This is a genomic window from Thalassomonas sp. M1454, assembly GCF_007097525.1.
Classification (GTDB): Bacteria; Pseudomonadota; Gammaproteobacteria; order Enterobacterales; family Alteromonadaceae; genus Thalassotalea_A.
The window spans coordinates 119,681-138,130 of sequence record NZ_VKDD01000005.1; the positions used below are offsets into that span (position 1 = coordinate 119,681).

Sequence of the window (18,450 nt, forward strand, 5' to 3'; positions counted from 1 at the left end):
AATTTAAAAACAAAAAAGCGAGCTTATAGCTCGCTTTTAAATCAGTCGACTTGTTGTCAGTCGGGAATTAACTAATCTTCGTAAGTAGATACCGGCGGACATGAACAAATTAAGTTACGGTCGCCGTATACATCATCGATACGGTTAACTGTTGGCCAGAATTTGTTTGCTGCCGCTGCCGCTACTGGGAATACTGCTTCTTGGATTGAGTAAGCTCTATCCCATGTATCAGTAATATCAGCTAGCGTATGTGGTGCATTATGAAGAGGGTTATCTTCACTTGTCCACTCACCTGATTCAACTTTACGAACTTCATCACGTATTGCTGTCATTGCTTCAATAAAACGATCAAGTTCTACTTTGCTTTCAGACTCTGTAGGCTCAATCATGAACGTACCTGCAACCGGGAATGACATAGTTGGCGCGTGGAAACCGTAGTCCATTAAACGCTTAGCCATATCAACTTCTGTAATACCTGATTCTGCTTTTAATGGGCGTAAATCGATAATACATTCGTGTGCTACACGGCCATTTTTATCAGAGTATAAAATTGGGTAGTGTGCGCTTAATTTAGTCGCTAAGTAGTTGGCATTAGTAATGGCGTATTTAGTTGCATCGGTTACACCTTTTTTACCTAATAAGGCAATGTAAAGGTAAGAAATACAAAGAATACCCGCTGAGCCAAATGGCGCGGCAGATACAGAGCCGTTACCTTTAGTGTTTTCATTAACGGTAACTAATGCGTGATCAGGTAAAAATGGTGCTAAGTGCGCTTTAACGCCGATAGGACCCATACCTGGACCGCCACCACCATGTGGAATAGCGAATGTTTTGTGTAAGTTTAAGTGCGATACATCAGCGCCAATGTAACCTGGCGAAGTAATACCAACTTGTGCGTTCATGTTCGCGCCATCAAGGTAAACCTGACCGCCGTTAGCATGAATTACATCACAAATTTCTTTGATTGTTGTTTCGTATACACCATGCGTAGATGGGTACGTGATCATGATACAAGCTAAGTTTTCTGCATGCTCTTCGGCTTTCGCCTTTAAGTCATCCATATCAACGTTACCGTTTTTATCACAAGCAGTAACAACAACTTTCATACCAACCATTTGCGCAGATGCAGGGTTAGTACCGTGCGCAGAAGATGGAATTAAACAAATATTACGGTGACTGTCGCCACGGCTCTCGTGGTATTTATGAATAGCAATTAATCCAGCATACTCACCTTGTGCACCAGAGTTTGGTTGCATTGAGATATTGTCGTAACCAGTTAATTCAACTAACCAATCACCAAGCTCATCAATCATTTGTTTGTAACCTTGTGCTTGCTCAATTGGAGCAAAAGGATGCATATTGGCAAATTCAGGCCATGATACCGGGATCATCTGCGCGGTTGCATTAAGCTTCATGGTACAAGAGCCTAATGAGATCATTGAGTGGTTAAGAGCTAAATCTTTGTTTTCTAGCTTTTTGATGTAACGTAACATCTCAGTTTCTGAGTGGTACGAGTTAAATACTGGGTGCGTTAAGATTTCTGATTCACGAACAAGTGATGCAGGGATTGAAGACATGCCTGATGCCACAACAGCGTCATCTAATTCGCTAACATCTAAGCCGTGACCACTACCAAGTAATACATCAAATAATGTATTTAATGATTCACGATTAGTTGTTTCATCAAGAGAAACACCAATTTGGCCAGCAACATCAACACGTAAATTAATATTTGCAGCTAATGCACGAGCAACGATTTCTTCTTTGTTGAAACCTTGGGTAGCATCTACATCAAACGTTAATGTGTCGAAGTAGTTGTTATGCATCGCCATTAAACCATTTTGCGCCGTACCTAAAGCTAAGATATCAGTGAAACGGTGAATACGCTCAGCGATTACTTTTAAGCCTTTCGGGCCATGGTAAACCGCATAAAATGCTGCCATATTGGCTAATAAAACTTGCGCAGTACAAATGTTTGAGTTGGCTTTTTCGCGGCGAATGTGTTGCTCACGAGTTTGCATCGCCATACGTAGTGCGTTGTTACCGCGAGTATCTTTTGATACACCAATAATACGACCAGGTAATGAACGCTTGTATTTATCTGACGTAGTAAAGAATGCCGCATGAGGACCACCGTAGCCCATTGGAACACCAAAGCGTTGGCTTGAACCAATAACGGCATCAGCACCTAACTCACCTGGCGCTTTCAGCATCACTAAACTCATGATATCAGCAGCAACTGCAACAATACCTTTGTTGGCATGAATGCTCGCAATTAAATCAGTAATGTCTGTTACTTCACCTGTTGCTGATGGGTATTGTAATAATGCACCAAAGATATCGTGCTCAGGCGCTTGCGTAGCCGGAGCAACAACAACGTCAAAACCAAACATGTCAGCACGTTGCTTAACTAAGTCGATAGTTTGTGGGAACACATCACTTGCGATGAAGAATAAATTTGATTTTTTGTTTTTAGAAACACGCTTAGCTAAAGCCATTGCTTCAGCAGCCGCAGTACCTTCATCAAGTAATGAAGCACTTGCTAAATCTAGACCTGTTAAGTCGATACACATTTGTTGGTAGTTAAGTAATGATTCTAAACGACCTTGAGCGATCTCAGGTTGGTACGGCGTATATGCTGTGTACCAGCCTGGATTTTCTAACACGTTACGTAAAATCACGTTTGGTGTTAATGTGCCGTAGTAACCTAAACCAATGTGCGAAGTATTAACTTTGTTCAAGCTCGCAACTGCTTTTAAGTCGGCAAGTGCTTGTACTTCAGTTTTACTTTCGCCAATGGCAGGTAAATTTGCTAAACGAATATCGCTAGGTACGATTTCATCAATTAAAGCATCAACAGAGTCGCTACCAATTTCTTTAAGCATTGCATCAGTTTGCTCTGCACTTGGGCCAATGTGACGACGGATAAAATCTTCAGTTTGCTCTAATTGAGTCAACGATTGAGTAGACATACAACAGGTCCTAAAATTTCAGTAACTTGAGTTACTGGTTTATTTAATTTATTTAAACTATTTCGGTGCTAAAATAAATAAGCCCCGAACTGCGTTCGAGGCTTATAAATGATTGTTAATTAACAATTAATCTTCGTCAATTGAATTTTCGTAGCCTTCAGCATCTAATAATGCGTCTAACTCGCTAGCGTCATCCAATTTGATTTTAAACATCCAACCGTCACCAAATGCGTCAGAGTTAACTAACTCAGGTGAATCTTCTAAGTCTTCGTTAACTTCAATAATTTCACCTGAAACAGGTGCGTAGATGTCAGAGGCAGCTTTTACCGACTCAGCAACAGCTACATCATCACCAGTACTTACTTCGTCACCAACTTCTGGTAACTCAACAAATACCATGTCGCCTAAAAGGCCTTGTGCGTGTTCAGTGATACCAACAGTAACAGTACCGTCACCTTCGTTGCGTACCCATTCGTGTGATGTTGCGTATTTTAATTCTGAAGGAATTGAGCTCATTTTTTTGTTCCTAAAAAGTTTTTAATTTTTGTACTCTTGCACGCTAAGCAAAAGAGTTTATTCATACGGTTGTTGTCTGTCTATATAATAGTCAAATTTGACCGTATGAAAATATATTTTTTGTTTTTTATCGCTATTTTTTAATTCGATTTTCTTATATTGAAAACGAGATTAAAAAACTTTTTTACCATTACGTACGAAGCTTGGTCTAATAACCTTAACTTCAACATGCTTCTTACGCATTTCTACTTGTACAGTATCTTCTAATTTAACTGCGCGTGGCACACGAGCCATAGCAATAGAATGACCTAATGTAGGAGAGAAAGTACCAGAAGTAATAACACCTTCGCCGTGCTCAGTAATTACTTTTAAGCCAGTACGTAATACGCCTTTAGCTTCCATTACTAAACCAACTAGTTTTTGTTCGTCGCCTGCAGCTCGTTGTGCAGTTAATACTTCACGGCCAATAAAGTCGCGAGACTCGTCATCCCATGCAATAGTCCAAGCCATGTTAGCGGCAAGTGGAGAAACAGTTTCATCCATATCTAAACCGTAAAGGTTCATACCCGCTTCTAAACGTAATGTATCACGAGCACCTAAACCACATGGCGCCACGCCAGCATCTAATAGTTGCTGCCATAAATCTGCGGCTTGCTCTGCTGGTAATGCAATTTCATAGCCGTTTTCACCAGTGTAACCAGTCGTAGCAATAAATAAATCACCAGCTTGGGCTGAGTAGAATGGCTTCATACCGTCAACAGCAGCAGTTTGCTCTGCATCTAATAAAGTAGCAACTTTAGCTTTAGCTTGTGGACCTTGTACTGCGATCATAGCGAACTCTGGACGTTCAGTTACGGTCACTTCAAAACCTTGAGCTTGCTTATTGATCCACGCAAGATCTTTTTCACGCGTTGCAGAGTTAACCACTAAACGGTAATCCGTGCTTGAGAAGAAATAAATGATCAAATCATCAATCACACCACCTTCTTCATTACACATACCGGTGTAAAGGGCTTTACCAGCTTCTTCAAGCTTAGCTACATCATTAATAACCAAACGACGTAAAAATGCTTTAGCATCACTGCCCTTAACATCAACAATGGTCATGTGAGATACGTCAAACATACCGGCGTCAGTGCGCACAGCATTATGTTCTTCAATTTGAGAGCCATAGTTAATTGGCATTTCCCAGCCGTAGAAATCAACCATCTTTGCATTGGCTTCTAGGTGTTTTGCGTGTAGTACGGTTTTATTAGTCATGCTGTTATTCACTTTATCGTTGGGTTAGGCATTTCCATAGCAGGAAATAGTCGCTAACGCTTTGCTGCTTTAGTAACCAATCGGCAACTAAATCGTAACTAAATTTGCGCAAGATTATACGATGAGGATTTGTGTGAATCAATTTAAAAACACACTTTTTAAAACATTAAACCAACTAAATAGTAATTACCGAACATTATTCTAATTAAATCAAAATAACAAAATTAAATATTAATTATTTTTTACGTTTTAGCAGTTAGCTCATTGTTCAATATTTACACATTAACTTTATTTAACAAAGCTAAAGTAAGCCGTCCTGGTTTTGCGATAATTTAGGTAACTCGCCTTTAAAACCAAGCGCTTGTTTTATCAGTAATTTTTTTGCAGGTGAAAACTGATTTAACAAAGACATACCTAAGCCACGGATCACTTTAGGTAGTTTTTGTTGTAAAGAGAAGCCTTGCTTAATCGACTCCATAGCCATGATCATTTCACTGGCATCAGCTTTGCGCCAACGACTGAAATGACCAAGCGCTTTGCTGTCACTTATGTCGCTACCTTGCTCAACTAATTGCTCAAGAGTTTGAGCTAAAGCAGATACATCAACTAAACCTAGGTTAACGCCCTGCCCAGCGAGCGGATGAATAGTATGTGCTGCATCACCAACTAATACTACGCGGTCTTTAACAAACTCATTAGCTAAACGCATAGTTAATGGGAACGTTGCTCGCTCGCTAACTAAAGATACTTGTCCTAACTTGCCATCGCTAGCTGCGAGAATTTCTTTATTAAACTCTTCCTCGCTCAGGCTTTTTATACGCTGCGCTTCATCAGGCGGCAGTGACCAAACAATAGAGCAATGATCTTGCTTATATAAAGGTAGAAAAGCTAACGGTCCGGTAGGTAAAAATACTTGCCAAGCAGTGTCTTGATGGCCTTGACTGCACTTTACCGAGGCAACAAGTGCATGATGATCGTAGTCACGAAAAGTCATCGCCATATCAAGTTGCTTACGCACCCATGAATTTGCACCATCCGCGCCAATAACAAGCTTTGCCGTAACTGGTGCTTGACCTTCAATCATTAAAAATACTTCACTACTGCCCATGGCAATGCTAGTTAGTTTTTCAGTAATAAATACAATACCGTTGTCTTGCTCTGCTTTGTTCCATAAAGCATTACGAATAACATCGTTTTCAACGATCCAACCTAAATTTTGCTCTTTATTATTGCTGCTCGCTATAAGGTTTGGGAAGTCTTGTTGGGTAAAATCAAGATGGCCATAACCGTCTTTATCCCACACATGCATACTTTTATATGGCTGTAGTCGAGTATTAGTTATGTCTTGCCAAACCCCAAGGTTAGTAAATAGTTGTTGGCTTGCACCATTAATGGCACTTACTCGAAGATGAGGATCTGAAGATAATTCATTTAATGCTTGGCTTTCAACGAGGCCAACCGTTAATGAGGTTTGCTTACGAATAGCTAACGCCGTTGTTAAGCCAACTATACCACCGCCAACAATTACAACATCAAGGTTTTGCATTATTATTCTCTTCGATTTTACTATTATTTAATGGTTTTTTATAAGGGTTTAGCTTAGCTAATGACCCATTGTTTTTTGTGCTAAGGCCGACTTTAACGGGCTCACATAATTTAATACTTTTAAGCCAACACCACGGCCAATAACCAACGGAGTATACTTATTGGAAAACAAATGCACTAAGGAGTCGGTTAAGGTTATTACTTGTTTATGATCAGGCTCTCGTGATTGAGCATAAGCGCTTAATACTTTGTAGCTACCTATGTCTTGGTTTTGAGTAAGTGCTTGTTTAATGTATTTCGCCATTGCTTCTACATCGCGAATACCTAAGTTAAAACCTTGCCCGGCAATAGGATGTAATGAGTGCGCGGCATTGCCAAGTAATGCCATACGATGATGTATTTGCTCATTGGCTTGAATAAGCTTTAACTCAAAAGAAAAACGCTTACCTACCGTGCTAAAATCACCTAACCATCGACCAAACTTATCGGCTAATGTTGTAGCAAACTCATCATCTGATAAAGCTAGTAATGGCTCAACGTGTTCAGGCTTTACCGTCCAAACTAAAGAGCAGCGGTTATCTGTCATCGGTAATAATGCAATGGGACCAAACTCACTAAAGCGTTCAAAGGCTCTATTGTTATGTGGTTTTTCAGGGGTAACATTAGCAATAATGGCAACTTGCTGATAATCATTTTCTGTGGTGTCTATTTTCGCTTGTTTACGACACATAGATTGGCCACCATCACAGCCTAAAAGTAGCTTGGCTTGAATGCTCTGCCCTGAGCTTAGCTGAACTGATACACACTCGCTTTGCCAGTTAATGTCACTTATGCTGTCAGGTGCAAAAAAGGTTACGTTAGCACTTTGCTTAAGTGGCGAGATAATCGCATTACCAATGGCTTGCATTTCACTGACAAAACCAAGTGCGCTAACGTTATAATCTTCGGCGTACATTCGCGCTTTGCCATAATAATCACAATCAGAGATATGGATAGTTTTAATCGCCATAGCATCAGGTTTTAGCTGTTGCCAGACATCAAGTTCGTTTAAATACGCCGCGCTCGCATGTGATAATGCAATTACTCTAGCATCATAACTTTTAGGAAGTTGGTCACTTACCGGGAATGTTTCGACCACAGCAATAGATAACAATGTACCATCGGGCTTTTGCAACTTAGATAAAGCAAGCGCCATACTCGCGCCAGCTAATGCTGCGCCAGAAATAATAATGTCAAATTGTTGTGCTGTGCTCATAAAATGCCTTTAGCTACTTATATAAGATGGCGTTGTTACTTTTTCTTTGGGCTGCGCATCGCGTTTTCAATTTCTTTAATTGATTTCGGTGCATTTATCGTTAAATTCTCAAAACCGCTTTCAGTTACTAAAATATTATCTTCAATGCGGATACCAACGCCTTGTAGCTCTTCATCCACATCGGCTTCGCTATCAAAATACAAACCCGGCTCAATGGTAAGCACCATACCTGGTTCAAATGCGCGTAGTTGGTTACGGTCATGGTCGACCTGATAATCGCCAACGTCATGTACATCTAACCCTAACCAGTGACCTAAACCGTGAATAAAGTATTGCTTACAAGCTTTATCGGCAATTAGCTCATCTAAATCACCAGATAAAATACCAAGCTCATACAAACCTTTGGTTAAAACTTCATTTGCTGCTTGGTTGGCAATAGCAAAATTACTGCCAGGTTTAATTGTATTGAACGCGGCAATTTGCGCATCAAGTACCAGGTTATACACTTTTGCTTGCAGCTTAGTAAACTTACCGTTTACTGGAAAAGTTCGAGTGATGTCAGCAGCATAACCGGCAAGTTCAGCGCCAGCATCAATCAATACTAACTCGCCATCCATAAGCACTTCTTCGTTGTCGGTATAGTGCAAAATTGTGGCATTTTCACCGCCACCAACAATGGTGCCATAGGCTGCAGAGCGTGCGCCATTAAACGCAAACTCATGCAATATTTCAGCTTCAAGCTGATACTCAAAAACACCTTGTTTACTCGCTCGCATTGCACGTTTGTGAGCATTGCCAGAGATAACATTGGCTTCGCGCATAATCGCAATTTCAGCAGGTGATTTAATCAAACGCATTTCATGGATAAGATCGCGTATATCAACAATAGTGCTTGGCGCGGTTAATCCTTGTTTAGCGCCACCGCGCAAAATATTTAAACAAGCAAAAACCAGCTCATCAAACTCTTTATTAGCTCCTTGAGCAAACATTAAAGTGTCTTTGCCATTAATGTACATAGGCAAAACTTGCTCTAACTCATCAAGCGTATAGGTGAGGTCAAAGCCAAACTCAGCTTGCGCAGCATCAGGTCCTACACGGCGGCCATGCCACACTTCTTGATGTGGGTCTTTGTCACGACAAAATAAAATACTTTCATCACCAAAGTTTTTAACTAGCACCAATAAGGCATCTGGCTCATGAAAGCCTGACAAATAATAAAAATCTTTATCTTGGCAAAATAGGTATTCAGTATCGCGGCTTCGAGTTAGCTCTTTTGCAGCCGGAATAAGGGCCACGCTATTTTCAGGCATTTGGGCTAATAAAGTTTCACGGCGCGTAGCAAATTCTGCCACATCAATTCGAGTATGTTTGGTCATGGTAATTTCTATGGGTATGAGTTACTTATTAATGGATGGTTTTGCTAGTGTCTGTTTCAGGCTTGTTACCCAACTCAGCAAAGCATAACTGCGATGAAATACGAACATACTCTAAGATTTCAAAGTAGGCTTGCTCTGTTTCTTCATCTTCTTCAAGCTCATTAGATAAGTTAGCAATATCAGCAAAGTCTCTTATGATCTCTTCAACTTCTTCAGGCATTTTATCTTTATTTTGCTTTTGCAAACCAAAACCTAAATTAAAGCCTTGTACCCACAAACTTAAGGCAGTACCACGTTCAACAATAGCTTCATCATCATCTGGTACTAACATTTGAAAGGTAAAGTTTGCATCAAGCATTGCTTGCCAGATGTTACCGTAAATTTCTTTAATAAGATCTTTAAGGTTTTTACCTAAGCCTTCACCATTATTAAATAAGTCATTAATAATCGGTAAATAGCCTTCATCTTCAAAAGCAAAACCAGATGAAATAATACCTGTTAATACGCCGTGAATTTCAGAAGCATGTGCTTGAAAGTTTTCACCACCAAACGCTGCTTGTACGTTTGCAAAAGTTAAAGATTGTTGTTCAGCCATTTCGACACTTTCTAGTAAATATAAAATATAGTTAATCCTAACACTCAATCAAAGTTCTAACCAGAAAAAACCATCATTCAAACCTTGATAAAGCTCAACAAAACCACACATCGCGTAGAAAAACAGCAGTCAGACAATAGTTACATTTTTTTAGTTGATTGCCCTAAATGGCTCAGGTAAAGTTGCCGCGTTTTCTAGTAGTGGGCTACCGAATCTCACGATATTGGTAAGCAGTTTTAACTCTGACGCATACAAAATAATAAGCTCGCACTTTTATTCAGAGTTAAAATTAGCACACTACTTTTTTATTCAAAATATACCGCCATTTCGCAATAAGCGGTGTATACTAAGAATATGTTTCCTGGGATGTTGAGTTGTTAATTATGTCCCTGAGCCGATAAGTTTTACCTAAGGGGGTTTATCGGCTGCTATTGTGCAAGCCCGACCCGTATCGGGAAGCCTGAGGCAGTTGTCCAATCTCCGCCTTGAACACACGGTTGTTCATGGGCTGACATTAACGCTGGCATTCTGGGAAACTTTCCTTCCTTTCTATCTATTATAATTTTTTAAGTGTATTAACACCTGAACACACGCTCAGATAAATGCGCCATTGAACATAACAACTGACATTAACGCTGGCGCTAATACTTCTGGGGAAACTTTCCTTTCTTTTTCTATTTTCTATTTTCTATTTTCTATTTTCTATTTTCTCAAAATATCAAGGTGTCTGACACCTTGATTAGTTTATGCCGCGTTGGGTTTCTAGGTATGTGGCGAAGCTGCCAAGCCAGTGGCTGCCCATGTAGTGCAAATCATTTACTACTGCGTCAATGCCTACTTTTTTATGCTCACTTGCTGCTCGCTGTATTGATGCTTGGCGAGGGTCGTTTTTATCTAAGCCTGATGCAATGCCTTCTAACATCCAACTACGGCTTAAGTTTAATCCATCTAAATGCGCTAATTTACCATCACTTTTATCTACAACATTAGCGGTAACTAACCAGGCACTACCGTCTTTAGGAATACTTGGTAAAAAGTCAGTGAGCCAAACAGCGTATTGCTCTTTATTCATTACCCGGCGCATTAAATCGGCTTCAGCAATACAAGGCGATAAGAAATCTTGCCCTGATGGCTCATAAGCTAATGGGCAATTATTATCGCTGCCATACAATGTAATGATTTTACGCGTAAGTAATTGCTCCATGGCGGCATCATTTACTTGTACACTCCAATCAAGCATTAAGCCAAAAGCAAAAGCGGTTTGGCTATGCTCACCACCACGAATAGGAAACGTAAGTTTTGGTAGCCAATTGCTTATATTGGCAACAATTTTATCTTCTAATGGTCGTAAAATCGCTAACCACTGCTTGGCTTCAATCGAGTTCCATTGTCTAAGCTCGGTCGTTAACTGTAAAAACCACGCAAGTCCGTATGGACGCTCAAAGCTTGTGCCGGTATTTGGACGGTTAAAATAGGCTAACTCCCCTGCGATGTTTTCTTTAGTAAAGCTTTTATTCAAGCTGGAGATAATGCCATCGTAATAAATATTGTCTGGGTATTTATGCAAAATACGAGTTAATAACCAATGACCATGTACCGATGAGTGCCAATCAAAGCAGCCATAAAATGCAGGGTAAAGTTGTTTTGGCGTGCGCACATCTTGTTGTGAAGTCATCATGTGCTTAATAATATTAGGGTATTCTTTGTGTACGCAATCTAGTGCAAGTTCGGCAAAGCGGCTGATCAAAAGGGTTTGTTGTTTTTGTGCTTGTTCACCTGCTTTTGCAGCAAGGGCGCTAACGCTACTGAAACATAGCAGGAGTATAAGTAATTGTGCTAATTTCATTATTTGCCTTTATTGTTTTTATTGGCGTTATGTAAAAATAATATGATACTTTTTTAATCGTTTCTACCTTTAAGCAAATAAAAGTTGGCTAAGTTCAGTCGTAGACTAAAACACACAGCAAGGTTACTATAAAGACTGCGTAACTAGTTAATATTTAAGGGGTAGAAGTTGGATTTGATAACACACGAGCAAAGACAAGCTTTGCGTAAGCAAGTGCGTAAATGTCGCCAGCAGTTATCAATTAACGATCAACAACAAGCCGCTATCGATTTATGTCAGCAGCTAATACAACAACCTAGCATCATTAACGCTCAAACTATTTCGGTGTATTTAGCCAATGATGGCGAAATCAGCCTTGAACCATTTATCCAGTGGTGCTGGCAGCAGAATAAAAAAGTCTATCTTCCTGTTATCCACCCGTTTAGCTCTGGGCATTTACTTTTTTTACATTACCAACAAACAACCACTTTAGTTGCCAATAAATACAATATATTAGAACCCAAACTAGCAGTAACTAATGTACTGCCTTTTAATCAACTTGACGTGTTAATTGCGCCATTAGTTGCTTTTGATGCACAAGGTAACCGCTTAGGCATGGGCGGCGGCTTTTATGATCGCACCTTAAGCAGTTGGCATAACCAGAAAATTTTGTCAGAGCAAGTACACCTTTCACCTATTGGTGTCGCCCACGATTGTCAGTTACTAACCGCTATTCCAAGCCAGCACTGGGATATCCCTTTGCCACAGATAATCACCGCAACTAAGCACTACTCTTGGTAGTTAAAAGTAACATAGATTATTTGCGATTAATTACCGCAAAAGCATTTATCCTTATTCAATACATGGTTATAATTAAGGCAATTATTTATCAGCATTAATGCTGTTGTACCAAGCCCATACCAAACACATTAATTGGTATCTCTAAATACTCTTAACAGGAATTGTCATGACCCAAGATGAAATGAAAAAAGCCGCCGCAATTAAAGCTCTTGAATTTGTAGAGCAAGGTTCAATTGTTGGTGTTGGTACTGGCTCTACTGTTAATCACTTTATTGATGCATTAGCAACAATGAAAGATAAAATTGAAGGGGCTGTATCAAGCTCTGAAGCATCTACAGAAAAATTAAAAGCCTACGGCATTGAAGTGTTCGATTTAAACTCTGTTGATGACTTATCAGTTTATGTTGACGGTGCAGATGAAATTAACGAACACATGCATATGATCAAAGGCGGCGGTGCGGCTTTAACTCGTGAAAAAATAGTTGCGGCTGTCGCTAAAAAGTTTGTGTGTATTGCCGATGAAAGCAAGCAAGTGCCAATTTTAGGTACTTTCCCTCTGCCGGTAGAAGTTATTCCGATGGCGCGCAGCTATGTTGCACGTGAGTTAGTTAAACTTGGTGGTGATCCTATGTATCGTCAAGGCGTGGTAACGGACAACGGTAATGTAATTTTAGATGTGTATAACATGAGCATTTTAAATCCAGTTGAAATGGAAACCAAAATTAACGCTATTGTAGGCGTTGTTACTAACGGTTTATTTGCTGATCGCGCGGCAGATGTTTTAGTACTTGGCACACCAAACGGTAGTAAAGTGATTGGTTAGTACTAACTAATATTTGAGGCCATGATATTACACCCACAATATCATGGCCTATCCCCCCTTTATTCACTGTAATTTCACCCATCTCCAATACCAGCCCAAACGGGCAACTTATTACCTATAACTTAATGTTGAATATTTTGTAAAATAGTTCTTTCGAGTTTTAACTCTATATGTTAGTTTTATATCTCATCATGGATATCTAGCCATCCAAAACAAATAAAATAATTTGAAGAGTTAACCGCTATGACCAGAACATCGTTACATAAAGATAAGATCAAAATCCTATTACTTGAAGGCGTACATCAATCGGCTTTAGAAGTATTAAAGTCGAACGGTTATAGCAATATCGAATACATCAAAAGTGCATTAGATGACGACGAGCTAAAAGAAAAAATTGCTGACGTTCACTTTGTTGGTATTCGCTCTCGTACTCAGTTAACTGATGACGTTATTAGCCATGCTAAAAAATTAGCGGCAATTGGTTGTTTCTGTATTGGTACTAACCAAGTAAATATTAGTGCTGCACAAGCTCGCGGTATTCCGGTATTTAACGCACCATTTTCTAATACTCGTTCAGTAGCTGAGCTGGTATTAGGTGAAACGCTATTATTGCTTCGTGGTATCCCAGAAAAAAGCGCGCAAGCACATCGCGGTGTTTGGAATAAATCTGCAGTTGGTTCAGTTGAAGCTCGCGGTAAAACTTTAGGTATTATTGGTTACGGCCACATAGGTACACAACTAGGGATTTTAGCTGAGCATGTGGGCATGCGCGTTAAGTTTTATGATATTGAAACTAAATTACCTCTTGGCAACGCAAGCCAAGTAGACAGCATGACCGAGTTGTTAAACGAAGCGGATGTTATTACCTTACATGTTCCAGAAACAGCTTCAACGCAAAACATGATGGGCGCAGCCGAATTTGACGCAATGAAACAAGGCGCAATCTTTATTAATGCGGCGCGTGGTACTGTGGTTGATATTGATGCATTAAGCGAAGCTATGGCAAGTAAAAAGCTTGGCGGCGCGGCAATTGATGTATTCCCGGTTGAGCCAGGTTCAAATGATGAAGAGTTTATCTCGCCACTGCGCGCTTTTGATAATGTTATCCTAACGCCGCACATTGGTGGTAGCACCAAAGAAGCACAAGAAAATATTGGCCGTGAAGTAGCAGGAAAAATTGTTAAGTATTCAGATAACGGTTCAACGTTATCTGCGGTGAACTTCCCTGAAGTATCATTACCTGCACATACCAACCGCAGCCGTTTATTTCATATTCACCATAACCAGCCGGGCGTACTAACGCAAATTAACCAAGCGTTTGCTGACCGTGGTATTAACATTGCCGCGCAGTACCTACAAACCGATGAGAAAATTGGTTACGTAGTAATTGATGTAGAATCGGCTGACAGTGAAACGGCATTAAAAGAGCTTAAAGCAATTGACGGCACAATACGTGCTCGTTTAATTCACTAAGCTTTTGCTTAATCAATAACACCGAAAGCTACCTGTAACAATCAAACATTACAGGTAGCTAACTTATTTATGCCCTTCCCTACTTATCAGTTCTCTAGCAAACGTTTTACCATGCGTTTAATGACGCTTGCCGATAAAAACTTTTATATTAATCTGCATCAAGACCCAATCACTTGCCAGCATGTCGGCGGCGTATTATCAACAGAAAAAGCTCTGCAAGAATTTAACTTTAGCTTAAGGCTCAATCGTAAAGGCTCTATTTTAACCTTTATCATTACAGAGCATGCAAAAGATCCCCATAGTATATTTAGTCAAGAGCTAACGCAACCCGCTATTGGTTTATGCGCTTTAGTCTGGAATAAATATAGAAGTTCGGTAGAAATGGGCATTTATTTAAACAGTGAACATTTTGGTCAAGGTATTGCTAAAGAGGTTTTAGCTGAGCTTGCCAAGTTTGCATTTAAGCAACTTAATATTGCGTGTTTAATGATAAGAACCGATGCAAAAAATAAAGCTATGCTCAAGGCAATAAAAAGCTTACCTTACAAACTTACAACAACAGACAGTAAACACTGTTGGCAAATGAACAATCCAAAATTTAAATAATTTAAAATAATAAAAACGGTACAGAATAAAAATGAACGATACCGGCAGCACTAGTAACAATCTAAATGAATTAACCGCGAAACAAGGCAGCCTTGTGTGTGTTGGCATTGGTATGCTACTTGGCGCACATCTTACCCCTATTTGTAAAAGCCATATTGAAGATGCCGATGTTGTGTTTATTAGTGGCAATAATGCATTTATTAAAGAATGGCTGAGCCAGTTAAATAACAATGTGGTTGATTTACAAGAATACTATCAAGAGGGAAAGTCACGCAGTTTAACCTATGATCAAATGAGTGAGATTATGCTAGCGGCAATGCGCGAAGGTAAAAAGGTGGTTGGCGCATTTTATGGTCACCCGGGGGTGTTTGTTACGCCTGCGCATAAGGCGATAAAGCAAGCGACAAAAGAAGGTTATTTTGCCAAGATGGAAGCGGGCATTTCAGCTGAAGATTGCTTAATTGCCGATTGCGGCATTGACCCTGGTAGTGTTGGTTTAGCGAGCTTTGAAGCTAACCAATTTATTCGTTTTAAACGACAAGTAGATAACAGTGCCTATTTAGTCTTATGGCAAGTTGGTGTTGTGGGCGATTGCAACTTAACCCGCTTTTCAACGGGCAGTGAATATCGTGCGGTACTAGTTGATGTTTTATTACAGCACTACCCACAAGAGCACCCAGTTATTTTATACCAAGCAGCAACACTTGCTATTGAGAAAACCATTATTAATAAACTGCCGTTAAAAGATATTATTGATGCCGAAGTAAATCAGTGCACCACCTTAATTATTCCGCCATGCAAGCGATTAGTAGTAAATAAGCAGGTAATGGAAAAACTGCAACAGTTAGATAAGCAGCGCACAACGCCTTCTCTTACCGCGATAAAGTAGTGCTTTATTTGATGAAAATAGTTTATACCTTACACTCACGTTCAAGCTCAGTTTCGGCAATAATCCTAGGCATTAATTTAAGCTTTAATTTAAGCATTGATTAATAAGTAAAAAATTAGCATCATAGCTATAGTTATACCAAGTTCATTATTGGTATTAAATTGGGCAAGCGCAGTAAATTGGCCAATAAACAGCATTTAATAACCAACACAATCTAACAACAAAAAAGAGGTATTTATGTCCGTTATCAATTTACTTGAAACCTTAGCGAAACAAAGCGCATTAGCAAATTTATCAACTGAGCAACTAACCACGCTTGTTACTCAAGCAGAACTTACTGCAGAGCAACAAACAGCTATTATTAATAGCGATGTTAAAGCGCTAGAGCAACTGTTAAAATTAGAGCAAATAAAGTGCTATATATATAAAAAAGATGTACCAGATGAAGATGATGTACCAGATGAAGAAGAAGCGCCTAATAACGAAGAAATTAAACAAGCCATTTAATGGCTAAAATAATTTGGGCATATTAAATTATGCCCAATTCTTATGCCACTTTAAGCCTTAAATGATAAATACTATCAACACTTATCTTAACCGAACATCAATAGCAACTAACCTCACGAATATACGGTTATTGTTGACGACAATACTCATCTTAACTTTATCTATTACATTTACTCCACCAGCATTTGCCGACCACTTAACTAGCCAAGAAATAGATACGCTAATTGCTGAAACTATGGAGATCAGGTTATCTAATCGCTCGCAATTTAAACAAAATTTAATAATCCTTGAAAGCTTAGCAACCAGTGATGAGCAAGCCCAGCTTAGCCAAAAACAAAAAGAGCTAATCATTTATTTACGTGGTTATGAATTTGCTATTAATAGTAAATCTAAGCAAGCAGTTGCAGCATATAAGCAGATTCAAGACTCCAAGGATGCAGAAATTCGAGCAATAAGCTTATCAGCGCAATTAAATGTCGCAATCCTTTCAAGTAAATTTACTAACTCATACACACTTATTGACTTACTATTAAAAAATGTCGAAACACTTGCTGATACTAACTTGCATAAAAATAGTGCTTATTTAATGGTAGGTTATTTTTATAATCATTTAGAAAAGTATCAACTGGCGTTAAATTATTTTAGTTTAATCAACCAAAATATAATGCCAGATAAAGAGCTTTGTACCTTAGGACATCATCAAGCGTTAAGCTATTTAGGCGCAAAACAAATACGCGCTAATGATGAATTTGTAATATCAGCGATTGAAAACTGTAATTTAAGCGGTGACGTTATTATTGCGAACAGCTTAATTATTGAAAACGCTAAGTATTTAATAGCTGAGCAGCAATACGATTTAGCGATAGCAAACTTATTAGAGAACGAGCAAGTTATTTTATCGGCAGGTTTTAGCATGCATAACTTTTCATTACATGTATTACTAACAACAGCTTATATCGAGAAAAAGAATATTTTAGCGGCAAAGATAAATGCCACTGCTGCAGAAGAAATGCAAACTAATTTTAGCATTAGTAAATACAATTTAATTTTTTTTGAAAGCCTGTCTAAATTGTATGTACTCGATAATCAGCCAGAAAAAGCTTTAGCTTATTTACAGCTGTATCATCAGACCAAGCAAAGCATTGCCGATCTCGATTTAAAGAAAAAAATGGCCTCAGCTATGGCAAGGCATCAAACCATTGAGCAAAGTAAACAGTTAAAACAACTGCTAATAGATAACAGTAACAGCATTGCCACCGATGAGCGCTTACGCCATGAAAATAGAATTTTAGAGCAAAGAGTAGCGCTACATTTTAAAATTATTATCGGCCTATTTGTTTTTTGTTTAGCGCTTTACCTTTTAACTTTTTGGCTTAAGGCACATCATCAAGGCATATTAAATAAAGCTTACATTGACTCGTTAACCGGGTTGTATTCAAGGCGCTATTTTATTGATAATTTAGCCGGTTTAATTTATCAACAAAGAAGCTTACACCAGCATTTATCGCTCATTACCCTTTGTTTGGATGATTTTCAGCAGGTAAATAACAAATACGGATTTGAGCATGGTGATTATGTTTTAAAGCAAATTGAAGTAATAGTTAAGCGCTTAAAAATTGACAATGTATTGTTAGGTAGAACTGGCGCAACCGAGTTTTGCCTTGCTTTAGAAAATCACACACAGCAACAAGCGTTAATTGTTGCTCAAAAGCTTTTACAAGAGTTAAAAACATTAAAGAGTGCAGACCATGCAATAAGTTATGATCTGAATGTTTGTATAGGAGTGAGTGATACAGAATTGGCTAAGTACGTACCTAAAAACCTACTCGCAGACAGTAACTGTGCAATGCATGTAGCTCGCGCTCAAGGTAAAAATCAAATTGTTGAATTTGAATTATGTATGAGTGAGCGCAGTAAATACATTGTTGAAGATAAGCTTACCTATGTTTTTAAATAATAAACAACGCACAAATATGATAAAAACACTAGTCAATAGAGTCATTTTTA

At 39.0% G+C, this 18,450-nt stretch carries 15 protein-coding genes and 1 other RNA gene; 8 read left to right on the forward strand and 8 right to left on the reverse strand.

What is annotated here, in order from left to right; translation table 11 throughout:
* Positions 1-71: 71 nt before the first annotated feature.
* The 7 genes from gcvP to FNN08_RS12350 all read right to left on the reverse strand — a co-directional run bounded on the left by gcvP (position 72) and on the right by FNN08_RS12350 (position 9,519).
* Positions 72-2,972 carry an aminomethyl-transferring glycine dehydrogenase gene (gcvP, locus tag FNN08_RS12320; protein ID WP_143586213.1) on the reverse strand — a complete coding sequence of 967 codons (2,901 nt, stop codon included), beginning with the start codon at positions 2,970-2,972 and terminating at the stop codon, positions 72-74.
* Between the two features lie 126 nt (positions 2,973-3,098).
* A complete protein-coding gene (gene gcvH / locus FNN08_RS12325; protein WP_143586215.1) occupies positions 3,099-3,488 on the reverse strand; it encodes a glycine cleavage system protein GcvH in 390 nt (129 codons plus the stop codon).
* A 171-nt stretch (positions 3,489-3,659) separates the two neighbouring features.
* Positions 3,660-4,748: a glycine cleavage system aminomethyltransferase GcvT gene (gcvT, locus tag FNN08_RS12330; RefSeq protein ID WP_143586217.1), complete on the reverse strand. Its 1,089-nt coding sequence runs from the start codon at positions 4,746-4,748 to the stop codon at positions 3,660-3,662.
* Between the two features lie 301 nt (positions 4,749-5,049).
* On the reverse strand, positions 5,050-6,294 hold the full coding sequence (locus tag FNN08_RS12335; RefSeq protein ID WP_143586219.1) for an FAD-dependent monooxygenase: 1,245 nt from the start codon (positions 6,292-6,294) through the stop codon (positions 5,050-5,052).
* A gap of 57 nt (positions 6,295-6,351) precedes the next feature.
* Complete coding sequence (ubiH, locus tag FNN08_RS12340) at positions 6,352-7,548, reverse strand: 2-octaprenyl-6-methoxyphenyl hydroxylase (protein WP_143586221.1); 1,197 nt, start codon at positions 7,546-7,548, stop codon at positions 6,352-6,354.
* Between the two features lie 35 nt (positions 7,549-7,583).
* Positions 7,584-8,924: a Xaa-Pro aminopeptidase gene (gene pepP, locus FNN08_RS12345; protein ID WP_143586223.1), complete on the reverse strand. Its 1,341-nt coding sequence runs from the start codon at positions 8,922-8,924 to the stop codon at positions 7,584-7,586.
* A gap of 28 nt (positions 8,925-8,952) precedes the next feature.
* A complete protein-coding gene (locus FNN08_RS12350; protein WP_143586225.1) occupies positions 8,953-9,519 on the reverse strand; it encodes a UPF0149 family protein in 567 nt (188 codons plus the stop codon).
* A 355-nt stretch (positions 9,520-9,874) separates the two neighbouring features.
* Between FNN08_RS12350 and ssrS the strand changes: the two genes are divergently transcribed.
* A non-coding RNA gene (gene ssrS, locus FNN08_RS12355) (6S RNA) lies at positions 9,875-10,058 on the forward strand.
* Between the two features lie 200 nt (positions 10,059-10,258).
* Here ssrS and FNN08_RS12360 read toward each other — a convergent pair.
* Complete coding sequence (locus FNN08_RS12360; RefSeq protein WP_143586226.1) at positions 10,259-11,365, reverse strand: DUF2891 domain-containing protein; 1,107 nt, start codon at positions 11,363-11,365, stop codon at positions 10,259-10,261.
* 168 nt (positions 11,366-11,533) lie between these two features.
* Between FNN08_RS12360 and FNN08_RS12365 the strand changes: the two genes are divergently transcribed.
* The 7 genes from FNN08_RS12365 to FNN08_RS12395 all read left to right on the forward strand — a co-directional run bounded on the left by FNN08_RS12365 (position 11,534) and on the right by FNN08_RS12395 (position 18,400).
* A complete protein-coding gene (locus FNN08_RS12365) occupies positions 11,534-12,145 on the forward strand; it encodes a 5-formyltetrahydrofolate cyclo-ligase (RefSeq protein WP_260679344.1) in 612 nt (203 codons plus the stop codon).
* Between the two features lie 166 nt (positions 12,146-12,311).
* Complete coding sequence (gene rpiA / locus FNN08_RS12370) at positions 12,312-12,968, forward strand: ribose-5-phosphate isomerase RpiA (RefSeq protein WP_143586228.1); 657 nt, start codon at positions 12,312-12,314, stop codon at positions 12,966-12,968.
* A gap of 243 nt (positions 12,969-13,211) precedes the next feature.
* Positions 13,212-14,441, forward strand: a complete 1,230-nt coding sequence (gene serA / locus FNN08_RS12375) for a phosphoglycerate dehydrogenase (protein WP_143586230.1) — start codon at positions 13,212-13,214, stop codon at positions 14,439-14,441.
* A 69-nt stretch (positions 14,442-14,510) separates the two neighbouring features.
* Positions 14,511-15,047, forward strand: coding sequence for a GNAT family N-acetyltransferase (locus FNN08_RS12380; protein ID WP_143586232.1), 537 nt, complete (start codon positions 14,511-14,513; stop codon positions 15,045-15,047).
* A 31-nt stretch (positions 15,048-15,078) separates the two neighbouring features.
* Positions 15,079-15,936 carry an SAM-dependent methyltransferase gene (locus FNN08_RS12385; RefSeq protein ID WP_143586234.1) on the forward strand — a complete coding sequence of 286 codons (858 nt, stop codon included), beginning with the start codon at positions 15,079-15,081 and terminating at the stop codon, positions 15,934-15,936.
* A gap of 237 nt (positions 15,937-16,173) precedes the next feature.
* Positions 16,174-16,443 (forward strand): hypothetical protein, encoded by a 270-nt coding sequence (locus FNN08_RS12390; RefSeq protein ID WP_143586236.1) that lies wholly within the window; start codon positions 16,174-16,176, stop codon positions 16,441-16,443.
* A 133-nt stretch (positions 16,444-16,576) separates the two neighbouring features.
* On the forward strand, positions 16,577-18,400 hold the full coding sequence (locus FNN08_RS12395; protein WP_185962655.1) for a GGDEF domain-containing protein: 1,824 nt from the start codon (positions 16,577-16,579) through the stop codon (positions 18,398-18,400).
* Positions 18,401-18,450: the final 50 nt, after the last annotated feature.